The sequence below is a fragment of the Cupriavidus yeoncheonensis genome (assembly GCF_905397275.1).
In the GTDB taxonomy this organism is placed as follows: domain Bacteria; phylum Pseudomonadota; class Gammaproteobacteria; order Burkholderiales; family Burkholderiaceae; genus Cupriavidus; species Cupriavidus yeoncheonensis.
Genome location: NZ_CAJPUY010000046.1, coordinates 1 through 21,132, shown reverse-complemented (window position 1 = coordinate 21,132; position 21,132 = coordinate 1). Strand labels below are relative to the sequence as shown.

Below are 21,132 nucleotides of genomic sequence, written 5' to 3'. Positions count from 1 at the left end.
TCCCGACTGGCTGGAAAAATGGCTCGACGAGCAGATCCGCTTCGACGAGGGCTGGGAAAAGAAAGTCATCGAACGGATCCTGCACAATATGTCGCTGCTGTTCGAGCGCACGTTCGATACGGTCCAGGATCTGAACCGCTACCGCAAGGAACTAAGAGTAGGCAGTCAGGCTTGCTAGCAAAGTGGCCGTCGGCCTATTCGACTGTTGGACGGCTTGTCGGACTCAGTCATTCAAGGGCGGACCGGCTGCTTTTGTGGCAGCTACTGCCGTCCGACTTCCCTATAGTCGATGACGCAGAAGGGTCGGGCAGAGCCGGTCGCTGCGGCCATCTGCATGGCCGGAACCTAGCCAGAGAGTTACGCATCCCACTTCGCGAGTGGCCTCGATCTTGCGGCCCAATTACGCGGCGCACCGAACTATCGCGAACAATTTCGGCATGCGGGCCCAGCGCTTCGGGCCCCGCACCCCATTGCAGCCGTTCGAGAAATGGCTTCGATGAAAAGCCGGCACAGCCCGTTGCCAGCAGGGCAATCATCACCGATAGCTGCCGAGAAGTTCGATGTAATGACATTGGCATCTCAGGTCGGTTCCATGAACCTAAAGGCTATCGACTTGCCATCTCAGCAGTAGGAATCCCGTTTCCATCTTCGACTGCAAAAGAATACCGCTAGGAGCAAACACACTCGTATTCAATTGGCAGTGGAGCCTTGGACCCAGGGGGGCGAGGCCGTGTTGTCTCCCACGTACCGTATTTGCCCTGCTCGCCACAAATTTTCCGACACTGCACTTCCTGCTCATAGGGCGTTTTCTGGTTGCAAGCGGTCATGGAAACTACCATCCCCAACATGATGGGTGCCAAAGTAGCTCCCGGAGCAATGGTCTTCATTGTCCTACGCCTCCCCACTTTTAACGGTCGAATCAATTCGTCTCGCTGTGGCACACATTACACAAACACTGCAAGTCAAATGCTGACTGGGGCATTGTGTCGAATTAGGCGGTTTCAATCAATATGCACCGCAAACACGATAGCGTGTCCTAACAATGGCCCTGCGAGTGACAGCTACTAGGCCGACTCTGCCCCTTTGGCGCAGTAGAAGTGAATGTCCCAGAAGGGTCGAGGGTGTGTGAAAACGTCTCGATCACCTACACTGGATCAACGCATTCAAGTTGGGGGACCGGATGAAATGATTCATAGAGGGAGAAGACCGAAAGCAAGCTTCACTGCTTCCAGAATGCCTCCATGACTTCATCGCTGAGGATAACCCCACCAGGATCATCGACGCGTTTGTTGAAGAGCTGGATCTCGAGTCGCTCGGGTTCCAAGGCGCCAACCCTTCGGCTACAGGTCGTCCTTCATATCCTCCTGCCGTGCTGTTGAAGATATACATCTACGGTTACCTCAACCGGGTCCAGTCCAGCCGCCGTCTGGAGCGCGCATGCCAACGCAATATAGAGCTGATGTGGCTTACCGGTCGGCTGGCGCCGGACTTCAAGACAATTGCAGACTTCCGCCGGGACAATAGCACGGGCATTCGCAATGTCTGCCGTCGCTTCGTTGTTCTGTGCCGCGATCTTAAGTTGTTCTCACAGGCCCTCGTCGCCATCGACGGCAGCAAGTTCAAGGCAGTCAATACTCGGAACCGAAATTCAACGGCTGGCAAGGTCGACAAGCGCCGGCAGCAAATCGAGGAAAGCATTTAGCGGTGTCTGAGCGCGCTAGAGACTGCGGATCGCACGCAGCCAGCGGAGATGGAGCTCAAGACAACTCGATTGCGCGAGAAGATTGCGCAACTGCGTCAGCAGATGCATAGCCTTGACCAGATAAATGAGGAACTCAAGACGCTGCCAGATGGTCGGATCTCGATGACCGACCCGGATGCGCGCTCGATGGCGACAAGTGGCAAGGGCTCTGGAATGGTCGGCTACAACGTACAGATGGCCGTGAAGGATTACGCTCCTGGGGCAACAGGCTATCCCGGGAGCCGCTGTGTCCCAGACGCGTTGGGACTTCTGCCGATGATCGAGCACCGGCCCGATGGCCAGCGTCTCGCGCGCCAATCACTTGGGCTGCACCCAAAGCGATCACGAAACCATCGGGTGAAGGCGCTGTGCATCGAGAAACCAAGCATTTCCGCGACATAGCTGATCGGTTGCTCCGTCTGCCCGAGATACTGGATAGCCCGTGCGGCGCGAACCTCGTCGAATATTGCACTGAATGTAAGGCCTTCGAGCGTCAGCCTGCGGTGAATGGTACGGCGGCCGACACCGAGTTCGACGGCAACCTGTTCGATGCTGCAATTGCCGGTCCTGAGCGACGAGAACACCATGCGCCGAATCCGTTCCGCGAGAGACTGGTTGGTTCTCGCAAGCATGGTGTCCAGGTAGATGTGTGCATTGTTGACAACGCCCGGGTTCGCCCTGGATGGAACAAGATCCAGATCCCTGCGATCGCAGACGATTCCATTGAAATCATGACCATAGGTTACCGCGTCGCCAAGGACGCGCAGGCGTGTAGCGGATTGCCTTGGGGCGCTGTGCGTCAGGCAGATCCGACGTGCGCGCCAACCTGGGCCAAGCAGTTCGCGCAGCATACGGGAGAGTGCGCCTAATACCATCTCGTGGGCCTGCCGCGTCGGCGTGAGAGTGTCCGCCATCAGCGACAGGTGGAGTATGAAAACATTGCCACACTCCTCGATGTCGAGGAGTGCCGCCTCGCTGTACAGCGCGAGGTAGCGGATCATCGCTGCCAGGGCGTGACGCAACGACTTAGCATCCTGCACGACCGTGCTGATTGGCCCGAGGATCGAAAGCTGGCGGCTTTCACACATCCGCAGTCCGAAGTCCTCAACGCCGGAGGCGGTCGCCGACATTTCCAGGAGTTCGCAGACTGCATCAGCCGGAATCAGGGCATCTGTACTATCAAGTGCGCTGGAAGGAATGCCAGCCTTGCTCAGGAGCAGTAGCGGGTCTAGCCCCGCCGAGCGCGCCACTTCCTGGTAGCCGGAGAGCGTGGCACTGCGGACCAGACGGTTCATAAGCCTCCTTCCATGTCCGGGGCGCATCCGCCGCGGATCGGTCCCAATCAGATCATCGCCCGCCATTGGCGGCTGGATGCCGGCTAACGCCGCTCTGCACTAATTTCCATGTGAGTTGCTCGACACGAATGGCCCCCCTTCAGACGACGCTACGGCGGGCTTGCATACACGGCGCCCAGCAGGGCGTAGCGCTAGGCAATCCAGATCCATAGCCCTGCCGACAGGCAGGGCTTGCTTGAAGGCGAGGTCTCCTGGAGCGCTGGTCTCCCCAATCTCCCTTGAGGCATTACGTTCGATTGACCAGCATGGCCATGGCAATAAAGTGTCAATCAGTATTGGGGAAAGTGTGTTGGCAGCTTTGACATTCAGGGACAAATTCTTTCCATTTCGGGGCGATAAGGGGAACCCCTATGTCCGCGCCACGCCAACCTTTTGCAGTGCTCCCGGTCAGGTCATTTCCCAGGCTCTCGCCCTGTCCCGTGCGGATTCGATCGGCACGACTACGAGGCGGTCGACGCGCCGACCCGGCGCGTCGGAAGTCCTTCCAAGCGATCCGTACGGAGTATCTCCGGTCCGCAGGCCCGTTATCCCGGTATCCGTCAGAACACGTGACGGATACCCACGGCAACGCCAAACATCGACGATTGGCCATTCGGGAGCACGTAACTGTTCAACGAAAGACTGGTGGCGAAATTGCTTGCTGCCGACTCCATTGCAAGTCCGGCATTCTTTGAATAGGCCGTGGTCAGGTAGACGTCGGTACGCTTCGAGAACGCGTAGTCCGCAATCAAGGCGATCTGCCAGGGATTGGCAATGTGGGTGTTGCCGCCCAGGTTCTTTACGTTCTGATAGTCGTACTCAAGCGTGAAATCGAGCGCGGGCGAGAATCGGTACTGTCCGCCAATCCAGTAGAAGTCGTCACGTTGAAGCAACGTACCGTTTTGATCCTTACTCTGACCCCAGCGATAACCGCCCATCACCTTAGCGGTGCCATTGATCGCATAGCTGGCCATGACAGCAGCCTTCTTGAAGGCACCATTACCCGTACCGATCGTTGGATTCCACTGGTCATAGCCAACGCCCACCCCAAAAGGTCCCGCAAGATAGCTCAGCCCGGCGCCATAGGCCGAGTCGCGGCGGAACTGCCCTGGCACTTCACCATTGCCACCTGCAACCGGTACGGAGGGGGTGACTTGCGGAAGCGTCGTGCCTACGCCGAATGACCAATGTGCCATCGCCGTGAGGCCCCCGAACACACCGGTATACTTCACCGTATTGTCCTCACGGAAGTTAGCACCGGCAATGATGCCAACGGGTTCATACTGAGTGGCGTATCGCCCCGGGACAAAGTTGGCCAGCGTGGCAAACAACGAGTGATATTGCCGACCAAAGGTGACCTGGCCGTATGGCGAGTCAAGGCCAGCGAAGGCCTGGCGACCAAACAAGCGACCGCCTTGCTGTAGCGTGCCGGTATCGCTATTGAAGCCGCTTTCCAGAACGAAAATCGACTTCAACCCGCCGCCAAGATCTTCCGTGCCGCGCAGACCCCAGCGAGAGCCTGAGTATCCGCCGGCGTCCTCGCGAATAACCTTGCCGCCCTGGCCGGGATTGAAGTTATTGCTCGTCGACGGCACCGCTCCGACGTGATTGACGTACTCGACGTTGACGTCCACCACGCCATACAGCGTTACGCTGGTCTGGGCTTCGGCCGCGCCGCATGCACAAACAGCGGTCAGCGCGAAAATTGTCTTCCTCATTGCTTACTCTCCTCCGTGGTTTATCGTTTGAAATGGCTTTTTTTGCGTCAACCGCTACGACACCACTAACTGCTTGCAGAGGCTGACCTTGGCCAACATCGGGGCGAAGGCGATCTGTCCCGAAGCGTTAGAGCACACGAAAGCGCTCACGGTGTGCGGCACAGTATTGAAGACGCGGTACTCGGCCGATTGACATCTCGGGTCAGCAGCCGCGGAGATAGGAGAATCTAGGGAAACCACTTACGCATCCGAAGTGCCGCTTCACCTCCTCGCTCTATAGACGGCGTGTACAGAGCCTCGCCGATACCTTGCGGCCTTCGGCTGCACTCAAGAGGGGAATGATCAATGAGGATGGTGAGCAGCGAAGCTGTCAATCGGGAGGGTGGATTTCCGATGCGAGAAGCGAAAGCCGGTTCGGCGCGGTATTGCCCCTGTTACGGTCGCGCCAGCCGCTGCGCACTTGGTTGGTGACGACCCTGCCCGGGACTCGGGCAGCCTGTGCGGTACCCCGGCTCGCGCCGCGCATGCTGCCGATCGTATCGACAGTCAACACTGCTGAATTGGCTGCAAAGTCCCGACGCAGGTCAGCCCGGCAGGCGGTAATCAGGCCCCAGGCAGCGTCATGCCCGCACGGATCCGTGACCGCATAACTTTCCGCTGAGGATCCCGCTTCGGAAGATCGCGAGGGTTCGCGCTACTGCCTCGCGCAGCGGCGTGGCCGGCAGCGTACCGATCACCTGCTCCAGCGCAGTGGCGTCGTAGTCTTCCGGAAGGTCCAACGACGGGCCCGCATAAGTGATCGATCCGCGCGCCTGCGGAACCAGCGAATCGATAGCCTCCACCACGTCGTGCATGTCCGCAACGACGCCGCGCATATTGAAGACCTCGGCGCCGCGATAGCCGGAACGCGCGCACGCGATGAAGATGCTCGCAAGGTCATCCGCGTAGTGAAGATGGCTGCGGCCGCTATACGGAATATGGAGCGGACGCCCGAGCGCTGCGGCAAGAACCGCCTGCGTGGGCGCCGCTGTGAGGCCATAGTCTCGCCCGACACCATATACCGTCGCCGGACGAAGCCCGATGCTGGAAACGCCCCGGTCCTGGAAATATACCCGCGCCATTCCCTCTTCGGACTGTTTGTACACCCCGTACAGGGTCGTAGGATTTGCGGGGCCGTCGTGCTGGACGGCTGCACCATCGGCTGCGTCGGACTTGTCGTACACGGCAATCGACGATGCATACACGATACGAGGAATCCGCTGAACACGCCGGGCCACAGACTCGAAAAGATTCACACCGCCCAGCACGTTGACGCGAGCGCCAAGCGGCGGATCGCTCCTGAACCGGGGATGGAGCACGGCAGCCAGGTGAATGACGTGCGTGACGCCATGGGCGTCCAGCGTTTCCTCGAGCAGGCTCAGATCGGTGATATCGCCGCGGACGAATGTAACGCGCGACAGTTGCGCGTCGTCCATCAGCAGGCGCAGCCGCCTTGCATCAGTGTCCGCATCGAATGCGACCACCGGAACGCCTTCCTGCACCAGCCGGCGCACGATCCACGCACCGATACAGCCCAGTGCCCCGGTTACCAGGAATTGTTCGGATGCAGCCATGGCTTTCAGTCTCCCTTCATTGGTCAAGGCTCCGGTAGCCAGACAATGCGACGCTCCTCCTCGATGGGCAGCGTCAGGACTGTGTCGGTGGCCACAAAATTTGCTTCATCCGGTTTGACGGATTCGCGAAAGCGCTTCGAGCTCACCAAGGCGCGCAGCGCAGTGTCGTCCTCGATCCAGATTTGTGCCGCGCCGTCGAAGCGCGGCTCTCCGGATTCGTAGGCTGCCGGCAACATGGCACTTTGCACATAGCGGCGCAGGCCCGGTACCGACGCGGCCAGCGGCCCATGCGTGCCACGCCAGTATTGCAGCATGTCTTCGCGGCCCAGGCCCGGCTTGCGCTTGAAAAAGGTCATTCGCTTTGGCAGTGCTTCCTCCCTGCCGATCTGAAGGCCGGCATGCACGATGTGGTCCGTCGTCCGTAGCGACACGCTGTGCTTGAGGTCAATCAGGCCGCCCATGCCAACCGGCGCCGCCTTGCAGTCAGCCGCGCAATGCGGCAAGCCATGGAGAACCGCTTCGTCGTCGACCCAGATGTCCTCTACGCCATCGTAGGACAGAGCGCTTCCGGGGACTGCCATTACGGAGTTCTGAATGTAGCGGCGGACGCCGGCCATGCCGGCTACCACCGGCGCATGCACCTCGCGCCAGTAGCGCAGCAAATCCTGACGATCCACATCGTCCCGCCGCTTGAAAAGAAACAGGAAATGAATCATGTCTCGCAGGTCCTCTCGTCAGGCGGGGGCACGTTCCAGCGCATCGAGGATTCGCGCGAATCGCTGTTCCACGCGCGGCCTCATGCGCGTCGGGGAGAAAATGTAGAACTCGCCCGAACGGATTGCTTCCAATGTCAGGTTGGCCACCAGTTCCGGGGCCGCGCCGGCCGCAATAGTCGCTTTGAACAGTTCGCTTGTGTGGCTGGAGTGTTCGGCGATCGGTGTGTTCACCGGACCAGGGCACAGCACCGAAACGCCGATACCGGTTCCCGACAGTTCCTGTTCGAGAGCCTCGGAGAGGGCCACCACGCTGTATTTCGTGGCCGCATAGGCGCCCATCGAAAAGTCGCGGTTCACCCAGAAGCCAGCGCCTGACGCCGTGTTGATGATATGGGCGGGCTCCCCGTGATGGCGCAGCAGTGGCAGGAAATGACGGATGCCGTGAACCACGCCGAAGACATTGACGCCGAAGACACGCCGCCAGTCTTCCTCCGAGAGCGACGCCAGTTCGCCACTCATATCGATGCCGGCATTATTGAAGACGAGATGAACCTTGCCAAGCGCTGCCTCGAACTCCGACGCCGCATCCCGCACGTCCGAGTCGGACGACACATCAAGTACGCGCGTGCAGATGCGTCTTCCGCTCGTTTCGAGTCGTTCGCGTGCTGTGTCGAGTCCGCGCGCGTCGATGTCGGCAAGTGCAAGATCTGCGCCCCGAGCCGCCAGCGCCTCGGCCAATGCCAGGCCGATACCGGATGCTGCGCCGGTGATGATGGCTGTCTTGCCCTGGAAATCGTCGAAGCGGTGCCGGGACGCACGGTCGGTCGCATTCGGCTTGCCGTAGCTGTGGATGTCTGCTTGGATCATTTGTATTGACTTGCAGGGTCGGGACACTCAGGCGATCGCGGGTTCCGGCGAAAGCCGAACGAGTTGCTTGCCAACGTTCTTGCCGGTGAACAGGCGGTTCAGGGCTGCCGGGGCCTGCTCGATGCCATCGACTATGTCGACCTGGTACTTGAGCTGGCCGTCCCTGACCCACTGCGCCATGACCTCCAGGGCTTCCGGAAATCTCGAACGGTAGTCGGAAATGAGGAAGCCTTCGATCCGGGCGCGCTTCATGACGACGTTGCGGAACATCTTCGGGCTCCACCAGTCGCCACTCGCGTTATAGGTCGAGATCATCCCGCAAAGCGCGATGCTGGCGCCGGGATTGATGAGCGTCAGCACGGCATCCATCGTGTCTCCGCCAACGTTCTCGAAATCGACGTCGATGCCGTCCGGACAGGCCGCGCGAAGATCGGCAAGCAGGTTGCCGCCCTTGTAATCGACACACGCATCCAGGCCGAACCTGTCCCTGACGAGCCGGCATTTGCTCTCGCCGCCCGCGATGCCCACGACCCGGCAGCCGAGAATCTTGCCGATCTGTCCTGCGATCGAGCCGACACCGCCCGCGGCAGCCGACACCACAACGGTGTTGCCGGCCGTCGGCCTCGCGATATCGAGCATGCCAAAGTAGGCGGTCAGCCCCGAGTTGCCCAGCACGCTTGCGTATGCGTGCAGAGGCAGGCCGTACTCCATCTGAATGCGCCTGCCGGTCCTGGTCACCGAGTACTCTTCCCAGGCCATGCCGCCTTCGACAATGTCGCCTGGCTTGAACTCCGGATTGCTGGATTCGACCACCACGCCCATGGTAACGCCGCGCATCACTTCGCCAAGGGCCACGGGTGCCATGTACTGGTCGATCTGGCTCATCCAGACGCGATTGGTAGGCGCCACCATGAGGTAGACGTTGCGCACCAGCATCTCGCCATCTCCGGGCTCCGGCATCGGCGACTCAACGAGTTGAAGATCATCGTCGGCGATGTCGCCGACCGGGCGCTGCCTGAGGATCCAGCGTCGGTTCATTTTCGTCATAGGTACCTCTTAAAGATTTTTCTCCCGACTGCAGGCCGGGGATCCGAGTCAACAGGCAATCCTCGGGCATCCACTCAGGGCCGTTCGAGGCCACGGTGATGACGAACTTGTCCATGCTTTCGGGATGCAGGGAATCAGTCTCGCTTTGCGTTGCAATGGGTTAATGGGATTCAAGTGGCCTGGCGCCAGGCTGCGAAGGCACCGTCATTGTGGATGGCACTGGCCACGCTGATGCCGTCCGCGCGCGGGCTCGATCATCTGGCCTGGACGAAGCGTTTAGGCACGTCAGAACGCTCACGGCGTGTGAGCAGAGTATTGAACACGCGGTACGCGGCTGATTGACATCTGGGGTCAGCAGCCTTCGGAGATTGGAGAATCTAGGGAAATCCATTGGTCTGCGTTGCGGCAACACACGCATCTGGCTGGACTCGTGAAGTAGACGCCTCTCGCTTCGCGATCAGCAGTGGTCCCGGTCCAGTCATATGTCGGGTGCTCGCTACTGGGAGGTCGAAGTCCCTGCAGACGGGACGGATGCCCCACGCGATTCTCCGGCTGGAGGCTGGTTAGGCCATCGGCAGTGGCAGTGGCAGTGGCAGTGGCAGTGGCAGTGGCAGTCTGGGGAGTCAGATCCTGCAACGTTCGTGAACTGGCGATGTTCAAGTTTGCCATTGACAGTAAGCTCCGCGCCCGGGATCTAACCCGCCTACGCGTGCAGAACATCTGCGTGCGAGGTTGGCATTTGTCAGCCCCGGAAAAATGACCCCGATTGTCAAGCTGCGGCTTGCCATTGTCCGGTACTTTAGAACCCGCACCGAGTTCCTGCGGGGGGACGCAAGCGGTGCGAACTATCTGCTATTCGCCCAAGCCTGAAGAGCCGAGCCCACAGACTTCTTGCATTCTGCTTACGGAGACACACATGCCAGTCCGCCTTGTCCTCTCGCGCGCGCGCCGCGCCGCCGTCTGCGTTGCCCTGACCCTGGCCATGCCCGCGGCCATGGCGTGGAATGACAAGCCCATCCGGATGCTGGTTCCTGCGCCCCCCGGCGGGACCATGGATGTGATGGCCCGCTTGCTGTCCGAACAGCTTGCGGCAAACCTGGGCCAGACCGTGGTGGTCGACAACAAGCCCGGTGCCGGCGGGGCAATCGCCATCAACGCAATGATGGCGGCACCGCCCGACGGCCAGACCATCTTGTTCTCGTCCGAGAATGTGCTCACGGAGATCCCACATGTGATGAAGGTCTCCTTTAACCCAATGGAGGATGTGAAGCCCGTGGTCGCCGTGGCCAAGTCGACCCTGATAATGGTCGGGTCGACGGCACTGCCGCCCAATGACCTGCCGAGCCTGGTCGGCTATGTGAAGGCCCATCCAGGCGAACTGAGTTTTGCTTCATACAGCACCGGCACGGTGTCCCACTATGCCGGCCTGATGATGAACCAGAGGACCGGAATGGACCTCCAGCACTTGCCGTTTGCGGGCTCGCCGCCGGCGCTGACACAGGTAATGGGCGGGCAGATTACCGTGATGTATGACGGCATGGTGACCTCGCTGCCATACCTGAAGGCAGGCAAGCTGAAGGCCTATGCGCTGGCCGCAAAGGAACGGTCGCCGCTACTGCCGCAGGTGCCGACGTTTGCCGAACTGGGATATCCGGACATCGACTTCAACAACTGGTATGGCGTGTTCGCATCGCCCAAGGTGCCGGCAGACGTGGTCCAGAAGATTCAGGCGGCCGTCAACAAGGCAGCATCTTCACCCAAGGTGCAGGAACAGATTCTGGGGCTCGGCTTTGAGAGGATACCGGCCCAGTCCGCTGCTCAACTCAGCCAGGCCCTGCGTACTGAATTTGATCGCAACGCCGGCATTGTCAAGGCTAACCATATCCAGCCCTGATCTGCGCTGTTCGGGGGCCTCACGCCCGGGGGCCGGGCCTTCAGTCTCCCTTCACGAGAGGACCCCGACCATGGCATGCGATCGCATATGCCTGCTTCCGTCGGGGCTGTCACGGTTCAAGCAAAGCACGGCCAAAAAGCCCGAATCGTCACGGGCCATCACGCCAACGATCAATCGCCGGACCTCGCCTGCCCCGGTTCACGAGTCTCGCGGCATTGTGAACCGTCGTCGAAACATGAAGGAGCATGCATTGCATCTCGCACCCTGCTATCTGGAGCATGCCGAAACCCCTGAAGAGGTCGGACTCTGCGCGCGGCGCCTGCAGGTCATCGCGTCAGTGCTCAATGCCGATGTCGATCGGTGCAAGATCCCTGGAGCTGTTGTGCTGTTGGCGCGAAATGGCCGGATTGCCTGGCACGAGGCCATCGGCTTCGAAGATGCGGGTGAATCGCCTCGTCCAATGCTGCGGCATTCGGTATTCCGCATTGCCGCGATGACGCGGCCAGTCGTCGGCGTGGCGGCGCTGATGCTGATGGAAGAAGGCCGACTGGCCCTGACCGATCCGGTCGAACGTTTCATCCCCGAGTTTGCCCGCCTGCAGGTTGGAGTCGAGTCAACCAATGCCGGCACTGGGAAGCGCCAACTCAAGCTTGAGCCTGTGCGGCGCGCCATGACGGTTCACGACCTGTTCCGGCACACCTCCGGCCTGACCTACGGGCAATTTGGGGATTCGCTGGTGCAGCGCCAGTATCGCGCAAATGGCCTCATGGATCCCATGCAGACCAACGCCTAGATGATTACAAAGCTGTCGACCATTCCCCTGCAATGCCAGCCAGGTGAGGTGTTCGAGTACGGAATGTCGACGGACGTGCTGGGCCGCATTCTTGAAGTTATCTCCGGCATGGAGCTCGATCGCTTGATCGCTTGCCGCGTGACGCAACCACTGGGCATGCATGCGACTGGCTTCCGGATGATGGGTCAGGACGGTGCAGGCCTGGCGTTGCCATTCCGCGGGGCGCCCAGCGCACTGTTTGACTATGACAATGACAACCCGCCCCGGTGGCATTCTGGGGGCGCTGGCCTGCTGTCCACTGCCGGCGACTACGCCCGGTTCTGCCAGATGCTGCTGAACCGCGGCGTGCTCGATGGCGTGCGGCTGCTGTCGCGCAAGAGCGTCGACCTCATGCTAGACGACCATTTGCCGCCGGGTACGGGCTACGGCAGTTCGACGAAAGGGCTAGGCATCAACGCGCCGTTGCCAGAAATGGGCCAGGGCCATGGCCTGGCGGTGGGCGTCCGGACCAGCCAGGGACTGTCCCCGGTGCCAGGCTCCCTCGGCGACTTCTACTGGGGCGGCGCGCTTGGCACTTATTTCTGGGCAGACCCGCGGGAACAACTGTCCGCCATCCTGATGCTGCAGGAAAACGACCTGGCAACACGCGTCCGGTACCGGGCATTACTGCGCAACGTCGTATATGGCGCGCTGGAAGACTGAGTCAGGAACCGCATCGCGGCAACCGGATATCAACGCACGGTTCCCGGCATAGCATCAGGAGAACACTTTGGAGAGACACCTATTACGGAAATGAACCGACGCTGGATCCTCACGCGGCGCCCGGTCGGCGACATTACCGACGATGACCCTCAACTCGTTGAGTTCCCGATGCCGCAGCCCAGAGGTGGCTTGATCTTGCCCGGCCCAGTGTCGGCGACACCTTGTGGTGTCGGCTGATCAATCCGTTGCATTGATTGGCTTAATCCGCACCTGCCACCGGCCGTAAATTGGTATTCGGTGAAGGGTCGTAGATCCGCCATACGCGTACATTTGGCAAGACAAGGCTCAATGGCGGAAATGGGACGGGCACGGTATCGATCGGCTCTCGCAAATGGCCGTCGCGTGCCGGTCCAAACGGAGGGCACTGGCTAGAGTCGTTCGAATGATCCAGACCGGGCAAGTCTGTCATCAAGGCGATTCGGTTACTGGCGACTCGCTACTGTTCCATGGCGTAACGGTTCGTCCTGCAACTACAGCCAATGCCAGATGCCCGCCGCCCGACCCGTGACTGGGGTATGTGCCCAAGTCGCTACGAGCCAGACGACCAGGCCGCCCAGAAGTGCATGCAAGCCGAAGCCGCCCAGCCGGGCACGGCCGGCGACAATCGCCGCGAATGGCAAGTAGCTCGTCTTCGACTCCCATGCGGGCCAGAGATCTGGCTGGATCCGCTCCTTCTTCCGGTCCTGCAATGCGGCGCCAACGAGTGCGAGGACGACTATAGCCGCTCCGACTATGATGCTCTTGGCTACCGGAAACACTGCGACGTGGCACACCCCCCACAGTGCGAACGACCACATCATAGGGTGGCGCGTCACCGCATACACGCCGCGCGCCGCTTCGGGGAACGAGCCGGGCCGGCCGCCTGTCGGAAACGCCGGGTTGCGGATCAAAGAGCCCATCAGGAGGATCGACGCAATCAGCATGAACACGGTCACAACCGCCCAGAGCGCGTTCCCTACCGGCCATAGTGGTGCCGAAAGGGGTGCCTTTCCGTAGGCCATCACCATCCACCCGAGCGTCAAGGCCGCAACCAACGAATAGAAGCCCAGAAACCCCGCCTCGCCAATTACGCGGACCAGCCGCCCGCGGAGCGGATGGGACAAGAGAAAGTGACTGCCCACGAAGGCCACTGCCGCCGCCGCGACTGCATAAGTGCTTCCCATTACCCCAGCTCCCCAAGTCATATTGTCGGCTTGCAGTACTGCGCTCATGTCGAGGCGCGGCACAGGAATTTCCACTCGCCCTCGATCTTGATTCAGTTCTCGTCGATCCGCCACTCTTGGGCACCCGGTGTTGCGCTCGGGAAATGCCTCTTGCGAACAGCAGCACGGCTCGGTCACGCCGCAATGCTCGCCCGAATGCACGATGGTAACGTTCTTAAAAGCTAATTGGATTGGAGGCACGGGTCCCGGGGCACAATTCGGCACCCTAACCTGGCCGGCGGGGCTCGGCCATTTTGAGCCAGTCGCGCGGGAGGCGCCATATGACTGGATCTCCCCGGAAGCTGTCGCCGGATCCTCCTTGAATTTCAAGCCACGACGAATTCCTGACCGATCCATATGCACACCGGCAACGCCTATCTGTTCCCCGTCGCCACTGCCTCATCCATCGCAACAGCACGCTCCCCCTGCGCACTGGCTACCCCCACTCCCCCGATCCCCCGCACGAGGTCCGCCGCCTTCTCGCCAATCATGATGGCGGTCGCGTTGGTGTTGCCGCCGATCAGAGTCGGCATGACCGAGGCGTCCGCGACACGCAAACCTTCCACGCCACGCACGCGCAGTTGCGGATCGACCACCGAGCCGGCATCGCCGCCCATGCGGCAGGTGCCGACCGGATGGCAGATGATGTCGGTCGTCGCGCGGATGAAGGCACGGGCGGCTTCGTCATCGGTGCCGTCGAACCGCAGGCCGGCGTAGTTGTGCGGCGTCGGACCGAGTCGCGCGAGCGGTTGTTGGTCGAGGATGCGCGGGGCCCGGATGGAAATCGTGGCCGCCCGCATCCTGCAGCGCGACCGTGCCGGCGTTGCAGTCGGCCAGCCGCGCGGCCACGGCACAGCCGGCGGAGCCGGCCCCGATGACGATGAAGTCGAATTCGCGCTGCATGTGTCTTTGCCCCCTGGTCTCTTGGCGCGGCAATTTTTCGCGATGTGGCGCGGCGCATGCAACAGGCAAGACGGGGGGCTGGGAGAAACCACCAGCGCAGCGGGACTTATGCGACGGTGTGCAAGGCACGACTGCGCACAATCCAGCGATCAACGTTGGCGCGGCGTGTCCTCCAATGGCAACGCCGCGCATTCGTGCCCGAACAACCGGCTTTGGATGTCGCTGTTCAGCAGGCCCTCGGCATGCACCTGCTGCAGGATGCCGACCAGCGCGCCCACGGCCGGCTTGGGCGTCCATTGGTCGCGCATCGCGCAGACGATGCCCGCAGTGGCAGGCGCCTTCATGCCGGGCACGACGGCGAAGCGCGACTGGAAATACTCCGTCTTCGTGATCTCCAGGTCGACGACGCCGAACGCGTCGGTGTTTTCGATGACCTTGCATTGCAGCGAGAAATTCTCGATGCGATGGACGCGGTTCGGCTCCGCGTGGCCGTAGATCCGGCTGAGGATGGGATAGAGCGACAGGTCCCAGATCTGCGTGGGGAGCACCATGTCATAGCGCGCCATGTCTTCCGCTGCCGGTGCGGCGAGTGCGTGCAGCGGATGCCCGCGCCGCACGAAGAGCGCGGCGGCAATGGTGGCGACGGGCTCGACGCGGAAACGCGCCTTGTCCGAGAACGTGGAGGCGAGCCCGATGGCCACGTCGATATCGCCCTGGTCGAGCAGTTGCACGCCGCGTTCCTTCGCGCCGGACGTGATGTCGAGCAGCAGCCGCGGATGACGCCGCACCAGCACTTCCAGCGGCTTCGCAAGCATCCACTCGAACGTGGGCGGGAAGATGCCGATGCGCAGGCTACCGCTGAACGGGTCCGTGCGGCTCGCTTCGCTCAGCAGCTCGTCTGCATCCGCGAGCAGGCGCGTGGCGCGCTCAAGGAAGGCACGCCCTTCGCTGGTCGGCACTACGCCCCGCGACGTGCGCAGGAAGATCGGGAAGCCGACGCGTCGCTCCAGCTCGGCCACACTCTTGGTGACGGCCGACTGCGTCACATTCACCGCTTCCGCTGCCTTCGAGAACGAGCCGAACCTGCCCACGGCGACAGCCTGCTTCAGACGCGCGTCCATTCTCTTTTCTCCCTCATACCGGTCGCCGACAGGCGCTGATTCTGCCACGCGCGGCGCCCGCGCGTCTCTGGGGATCAACCCGGTCCGCGGGCGGTATGACTTTCAGGAATGCCACGGAAAAAGTTGAATTGGACACCCCCCACAGCCGATGCGAGCATGAAAAAACCAGACGACGTGTTTCGGCCCCGCGTCGGGTGCCGGTCGAAAAGAATGAAGGAGACAGTGAGATGGACAACTACGACGCCATTGTGGTCGGCGCCGGATTTTCGGGCCTATACATGCTGCATCGCCTGCGCGAGGCGGGCCTCTCAGCGCGGGTGTACGAGGTCGGCAATGACGTGGGTGGCGTGTGGTACTGGAACCGCTATCCGGGCGCCCGCTGCGATGTCGAGAGTATCTACTACAACTTCACGTTCTCGAAGGAACTGCTGCAGGACTGGACGTGGTCGAGCCGCTACGCGGAGCAGCCGGAAATCCTGTCCTACCTGAACCACGTGGCGGACCGCTTCGATCTGCGTCGTGACGTGCAATTCCGCACGCGCGTCGTCTCCGCGCACTTCGACGAAGCGGTCGGCAAGTGGCGCGTGCGGACCGACGACGGCCGCGAGGTCACGGCGAAGTACTTCATTTCTGGCGTCGGCTGCCTGTCGTCGTCGAGCACGCCCGCCTTCAAGGGGCTGGAGCAATTCGGCGGCGCGCAGTACCACACGGGCACGTGGCCGCACCAGCCGGTCAGCTTCGCGGGCAAGCGCGTTGGCGTGATCGGCACCGGGTCGAGCGGCGTGCAGGCCATCCCGCAAATCGCCGCGCAGGCGGAACACCTGTACGTGTTCCAGCGCACGGCGCAATACAGCACGCCGGCCGCCAATCATCCTTACGACCGCGCATATGTCGATGGGGTCAAGGCCAACTATCCGGCGCTGCACGCCACGGTGCTGAAGTCGTGGGGCGGCACCACAACCCGGCCGCGCGGCGACCGCTCCGCGTTCGAGGATTCCGAAGTGCAGCGCCTGCAGCGCTACGAGCAGGCATGGACCGAAGGCGGCTGGATGCACGGCCTGTACAAGGATCTCGTCACGGACGCGAGCGCCAACGAGACTGTGTGCGAATTCATCCGCGGCAAGATCCGCGAGATCGTGAAGGATCCGAAGATCGCCGCCAAGCTCACGCCGACATACCTGTACGGCGTGAAGCGTCCGGTCATGGATACCGGCTACTTCGAGACCTACAACCGCGACAACGTGACGCTCGTCGACGTAAAGGCCGACCCGATCGCGAACTTCACGCCCACTGGCCTGCGCACCCGCGACGCAGAGTATCCGCTCGACGCAGTCGTCTTCGCCACCGGCTACGACGCGATGACCGGCGCGCTGTTCAAGATCGACATCCGAGGCCGCGACGGCGTGACGCTGCGCGACAAGTGGGCCGACGGCGAGCGCATCCGCACCTACCTCGGCCTCGCCACTGCCGGTTTTCCCAACATGTTCACGATCACCGGACCGCAAAGCCCGTCGGTGCTTTCCAACATGGTCTGGTCGATCGAACAGCATGTGGAATGGATCGACGCCTGCATCCGGCACATGGAGGCGAACGGCATCGGCGTCATCGAGGCGAAGCCGCAGTCGGAAGAAGCCTGGAGCAAGCATTGCCATGAAGTGGCCGACGCCACGCTCTTTCCGAAAGGCGAGTCCTGGTACAACGGCTCAAACGTCGAAGGCAAGAAGATGAGCTTCCCGATCTACCTCGCTGGCATCAGCGTCTACCGGGACATCTGCGACCGCGTGGCGGCGAACGCCTACGACGGCTTCCTGCAGGCCTGAGGAGAGAGATCGACATGGCGCTCGACCAGCAATCCCGCTACATCCCGGACAGGTACTGACATGCGACTGCAAGGCAAGGCTGCAATCATCACCGGTGCGGCGGGCGGCATCGGCCGCGCTACCGCGCTTGGTTTCGCGCGCGAAGGCGCAAGCATCGTGGTGACCGACATCCACCGCGACGGCGCGCAGGAAGTCGCCGACACGATCAACGCAGCCGGCGGGCGCGCCGTGGCGCTGGCGCACGACGTGGGCTGCGAAACGCAGTGGACGCAGGTCGTCGGCGCTGCGGTCGAGGCGTTCGGTACGGTGGACGTGCTCTTCAACAATGCGGGCATCTTTCTGCTCAAGCCGCTTGTCGAAACCACGCTGGATGAATGGAACCGCCTGATGGCGATCAACGTCACGGGCGTGCTCCTCGGTATGAAGCACGTCATGCCACTGATGGCGCGCGCGGGCAAGGGCTCGGTCATCAACGTGTCGTCGGTTGCCGGGCTGGTCGGCTCGCCCCGGTCCGCGATGTACAGCGCCAGCAAGGGCGCCGTGCGCGCCATGACCAAGGCTGCTGCGTTGGAGTTCGCTGCCCGGGGCGTAAGGGTCAACTCGATCCATCCCGGGCTCATCGATACGGCGATGGCGGACTACGCTTCGGGCACGGCGGGACGCAGCAAGCAGGACCTCGGCCAGGTCATGTCGCCGATGGGGCGACTGGGCACAGCGGATGAAGTCGGCGGCCTCGCACTGTTCCTCGCTTCGGACGAGTCGTCCTACATGAACGGTGCCGAACTCGTGCTGGACGGCGGATTCACGGCGGCATAGCCACAACCACAGACTGAATGGAGGGCATCGACATGAAGCTCAAGGACAAGGTCGCCATCGTAACGGGCGGTGCCAGCGGTATTGGCGAGGCAACGGTCCGGCTGTTTGCATCGGAAGGCGCCAGCGTGGTCATCGCCGACCGCTCGGCACTCGGCGAGAAGCTCGCGCGTGAACTGGGCGCAAGCGGCTTTGCCGCGCACTACAGTGAAGTCGACGTGTCCCGGGAGGACGACACACGCAGGCTCATCGATGACACCGTGAACCGCTTCGGACGGCTCGACATCATGGTGGCCAATGCCGGCATCGCGCATCCGTCCGCACCGGTCGAGGACGTCAGTGTCGAGCAATGGCAGCAGATGATCGACGTCAACCTGACTGGCGTCTTCCTGAGCAACAAGCTTGCCATCGTGCAGATGAAGAAGCAGGGCAGCGGTGGCGCAGTCGTCAACATGGCGTCGATACTCGGCCATGTCGGCATGCCGGGTGCCGCGTCGTACAACGCGGCAAAGGGCGGCGTGGTCAACCTGACGCGCTCGCTTGGCGTCGCCTATGCGAAGGACGGCATACGCGTCAACGCGGTATGCCCCGGCTTTGTGGCAACACCGCTGATCGAGCGGGCCAGCGGAGAAGCGCGCGCGCGCCTCGTGGCGGCGCATCCGGTCGGCCGCCTGGGACAGGCCGCTGAGGTCGCAAAGGCCGTGCTGTTTCTCGCGAGCGACGATGCATCGTTCGTCGTGGGTACGAGCCTGATAGTCGACGGCGGCTATTGCGCGCAATGAAGAGACGACCGATGAAGGCCTTGCGTGCGACAGCAACCGCGGGTGCCGCGCTGTTCATGCTGGCGGCCTGCACGGCGCCGTCCGCGCCGCAGGGTGGTGGCGCAGGCGAGCCGTCCGTCCAACAGCAACAGGCCGCCGCGCCGACGGACCGGCAGATCACCGATGCCTACCTCTACCTGCTGGGCCGCGTGCTGATTCTCCGCCAGCAGCGGCTCGACTTCGAGCGGGACGGATTCCAGTGGAACCAGCTCGTCTACCGCGAGCCCGGCGGCGTGGCGTGGGCGAATCCGAACCTGGATGTCGCCTATTCCGAAGCTTGGGTGGCGGTTGACGAAAAGACGTGCGTACGGCTCGACATGCCCAAGGTGAATGGGCGGTATTACACCTGGCACATGCTTGACGGCTGGGGCGAGACCGTCCTCAATATCAACGAACGCACCTATCCGTCGCATCCCGATGGCAGCTATGCGCTCTGCCTCAAGGGGGCAGCCGTCAGTGTGCCGGCGGGCCTGCAACGCATCGATCTGCCGGGCAAGACCTTCCGCGTGCTGGCTCGTATCGAGCTGGGTGCGGACCCTGCCGGCGCTGCACGCCTTCAGCGGCGGTTCAAGCTGACGCCACTGGGACAGCCGAAGATCGATCCGCCGATCGAGGTGCCGGTCTTCACCAACAAGAACCTGCCTGCTGCCGAGGTATTCGACTGGACGGATGCCATCCTCCGCGGCGAGCCCGATATCCATCCAGGCATGGTGGCGGTTCGCGCGCAGGTGGCTTCCGTCGCCGCCTTGGCACGATCGGGTGCCGAAGGACGTGCACGCGTCGATCGCACGATCCGCGAGCAGGCCTGGCAGGCGCTCCAGGCTCAGATCCGGAACCTGGGCACGGTCCGCAACGGCTGGGTCCGGCCGTCGATTGTCGGCAACTACGGCAACGACTACAAGACGCGGACGGCCGTAGCCCTGGTCGGTATCTGGGCGAACAACAGCGCCGAGGTGACCTACTTCGGCAACCGCGGGCTCGATGGCGGGCAGGTGTATTCCCAGACGTTCCCGGCCGCGGCGCTGCCGTCGAAGCATGCGCGGTACTTCTGGTCGGTGATAGCGGTCGATGCGCAGGACTTCAAGGTCATTCCGAATCCGATCAGCCGATTTCTGCTGAACAAGGAGTCGGCGCTGAAGTACAACGCGGACGGCTCGCTGACAATCGTCTACGCTTCCACGCTGCCGTCGGGTACGCCGCGATCGAACTGGCTGCCGACTCCCGCCGGGAGCCGCTACAACCTGACGTTCCGCTACTACGGCCCGGATGCCGAGGTCGCGAACGGCAATGCCTATCCGCCGGCGCTTGTCCGGGTGGACTAGATCCTATGTATGAGGACGGGTCGGCAACTTCGCAGAGCGGTCCTAAAGTGAAGGTTCGAGTCTTACTTTGGAGACCACATCATGCAACCGACCCGTATCGAAGATTTTAGACCGGCAGGCGAATTCTTGGCTGTAGCACTTGAGCTATCGGGCGGATCCTGGAAGATCGGCGTGCATGATGGCAAACGCGAGAAACCCGCAATCCACACGGTTTCGGCTAATTCTGCCGCATGTCGCCTAGAGCAAGTGGTGCAGCAGATCGAGGAGATCAAGTCGAGATGGGGCCTTGCGTCCCATGTGCGCACGGTCGTGCTGTACGAAGCAGGCCAGGACGGTTTCTGGATAGCGCGGGCCCTGTCGAAGCTCGGCTATGAGCCCCTAATCTGCGACCCCGCCAGCATCCCGGTCGAGCGTCACGCAAGGCGAGTCAAAACCGACCGGCTCGACGTGATCAGGCTAATGATGTGCCTGCTTGCCTGGTTGCGCGGCGAATACGACCGCATGCATGTGATACGGGTGCCAAGCATCGAAGCTGAAGCGCAACGCCATCTCGTACGGGACCGGGGCGAGCTACAAAAGGAAGTAATGCAGCATCGCGACCGGATACGCAAATTGCTGCGCACGGTGGGCTGCTGGCAGGACGTC

The 21,132-nt window shown here is 62.0% G+C and carries 14 protein-coding genes and 5 pseudogenes; 10 read left to right on the top strand and 9 right to left on the bottom strand.

Annotated features, from left to right (window positions below; translation table 11 throughout):
• Both KHO22_RS31810 and KHO22_RS31805 read left to right on the top strand, forming a co-directional pair.
• Positions 1-178, top strand: a pseudogene (locus tag KHO22_RS31810) (ferritin-like domain-containing protein); the annotation flags it as partial.
• Between the two features lie 1,014 nt (positions 179-1,192).
• Positions 1,193-1,945: pseudogene (locus KHO22_RS31805) on the top strand (transposase); the annotation flags it as partial.
• 26 nt (positions 1,946-1,971) lie between these two features.
• On the opposite strand, the gene KHO22_RS31800 reads toward KHO22_RS31805, so the two are convergent.
• From KHO22_RS31800 to KHO22_RS31775, 6 genes are all read right to left on the bottom strand, one after another.
• Entirely contained in the window at positions 1,972-3,036 is a 1,065-nt protein-coding gene (locus tag KHO22_RS31800) for an AraC family transcriptional regulator (RefSeq protein WP_211951169.1), read from the bottom strand.
• Positions 3,037-3,635: 599 nt separating this feature from the next.
• Positions 3,636-4,793: a porin gene (locus tag KHO22_RS31795; RefSeq protein WP_211951168.1), complete on the bottom strand. Its 1,158-nt coding sequence runs from the start codon at positions 4,791-4,793 to the stop codon at positions 3,636-3,638.
• Between the two features lie 620 nt (positions 4,794-5,413).
• Positions 5,414-6,406, bottom strand: coding sequence for an NAD-dependent epimerase/dehydratase family protein (locus KHO22_RS31790; protein ID WP_211951167.1), 993 nt, complete (start codon positions 6,404-6,406; stop codon positions 5,414-5,416).
• A gap of 23 nt (positions 6,407-6,429) precedes the next feature.
• A complete protein-coding gene (locus KHO22_RS31785) occupies positions 6,430-7,122 on the bottom strand; it encodes an EthD domain-containing protein (RefSeq protein ID WP_211951166.1) in 693 nt (230 codons plus the stop codon).
• Positions 7,123-7,140: 18 nt separating this feature from the next.
• The gene (locus KHO22_RS31780) at positions 7,141-7,989 is read right to left on the bottom strand and encodes an SDR family NAD(P)-dependent oxidoreductase (protein WP_211951165.1); all 849 of its coding nucleotides are present in this window, start codon (positions 7,987-7,989) and stop codon (positions 7,141-7,143) included.
• 27 nt (positions 7,990-8,016) lie between these two features.
• Entirely contained in the window at positions 8,017-9,036 is a 1,020-nt protein-coding gene (locus tag KHO22_RS31775; RefSeq protein WP_211951164.1) for an NADP-dependent oxidoreductase, read from the bottom strand.
• A gap of 631 nt (positions 9,037-9,667) precedes the next feature.
• Here KHO22_RS31775 and KHO22_RS32705 point away from each other — a divergent pair.
• From KHO22_RS32705 to KHO22_RS32930, 3 genes and pseudogenes are all read left to right on the top strand, one after another.
• Positions 9,668-9,757: pseudogene (locus tag KHO22_RS32705) on the top strand (integrase); the annotation flags it as partial.
• A 195-nt stretch (positions 9,758-9,952) separates the two neighbouring features.
• Positions 9,953-10,930: a Bug family tripartite tricarboxylate transporter substrate binding protein gene (locus KHO22_RS31770; RefSeq protein WP_211951163.1), complete on the top strand. Its 978-nt coding sequence runs from the start codon at positions 9,953-9,955 to the stop codon at positions 10,928-10,930.
• A gap of 70 nt (positions 10,931-11,000) precedes the next feature.
• Positions 11,001-12,425: pseudogene (locus KHO22_RS32930) on the top strand (serine hydrolase domain-containing protein).
• Between the two features lie 530 nt (positions 12,426-12,955).
• Here the strand turns inward: KHO22_RS32930 and KHO22_RS31760 are convergent.
• The 3 genes and pseudogenes from KHO22_RS31760 to KHO22_RS31745 form a co-directional block, all read right to left on the bottom strand.
• On the bottom strand, positions 12,956-13,648 hold the full coding sequence (locus KHO22_RS31760; RefSeq protein WP_211951170.1) for an NnrU family protein: 693 nt from the start codon (positions 13,646-13,648) through the stop codon (positions 12,956-12,958).
• A 413-nt stretch (positions 13,649-14,061) separates the two neighbouring features.
• Positions 14,062-14,454 (bottom strand): annotated as a pseudogene (locus KHO22_RS31755) (GMC oxidoreductase); the annotation flags it as partial.
• A 285-nt stretch (positions 14,455-14,739) separates the two neighbouring features.
• On the bottom strand, positions 14,740-15,711 hold the full coding sequence (locus tag KHO22_RS31745) for a LysR family transcriptional regulator (protein WP_211951161.1): 972 nt from the start codon (positions 15,709-15,711) through the stop codon (positions 14,740-14,742).
• Positions 15,712-15,938: 227 nt separating this feature from the next.
• Between KHO22_RS31745 and KHO22_RS31740 the strand changes: the two genes are divergently transcribed.
• The 5 genes from KHO22_RS31740 to KHO22_RS31720 all read left to right on the top strand — a co-directional run.
• On the top strand, positions 15,939-17,531 hold the full coding sequence (locus KHO22_RS31740) for a flavin-containing monooxygenase (RefSeq protein WP_211951160.1): 1,593 nt from the start codon (positions 15,939-15,941) through the stop codon (positions 17,529-17,531).
• A 60-nt stretch (positions 17,532-17,591) separates the two neighbouring features.
• Positions 17,592-18,347, top strand: a complete 756-nt coding sequence (locus KHO22_RS31735) for an SDR family NAD(P)-dependent oxidoreductase (RefSeq protein ID WP_211951159.1) — start codon at positions 17,592-17,594, stop codon at positions 18,345-18,347.
• Between the two features lie 32 nt (positions 18,348-18,379).
• A complete protein-coding gene (locus tag KHO22_RS31730; protein WP_230427117.1) occupies positions 18,380-19,126 on the top strand; it encodes an SDR family NAD(P)-dependent oxidoreductase in 747 nt (248 codons plus the stop codon).
• Positions 19,127-19,182: 56 nt separating this feature from the next.
• A complete protein-coding gene (locus KHO22_RS31725) occupies positions 19,183-20,487 on the top strand; it encodes a DUF1214 domain-containing protein (RefSeq protein WP_230427116.1) in 1,305 nt (434 codons plus the stop codon).
• 81 nt (positions 20,488-20,568) lie between these two features.
• A partial coding sequence (locus KHO22_RS31720) for a transposase (protein WP_211951156.1) occupies positions 20,569-21,132 on the top strand: 564 nt, incomplete at its 3' end.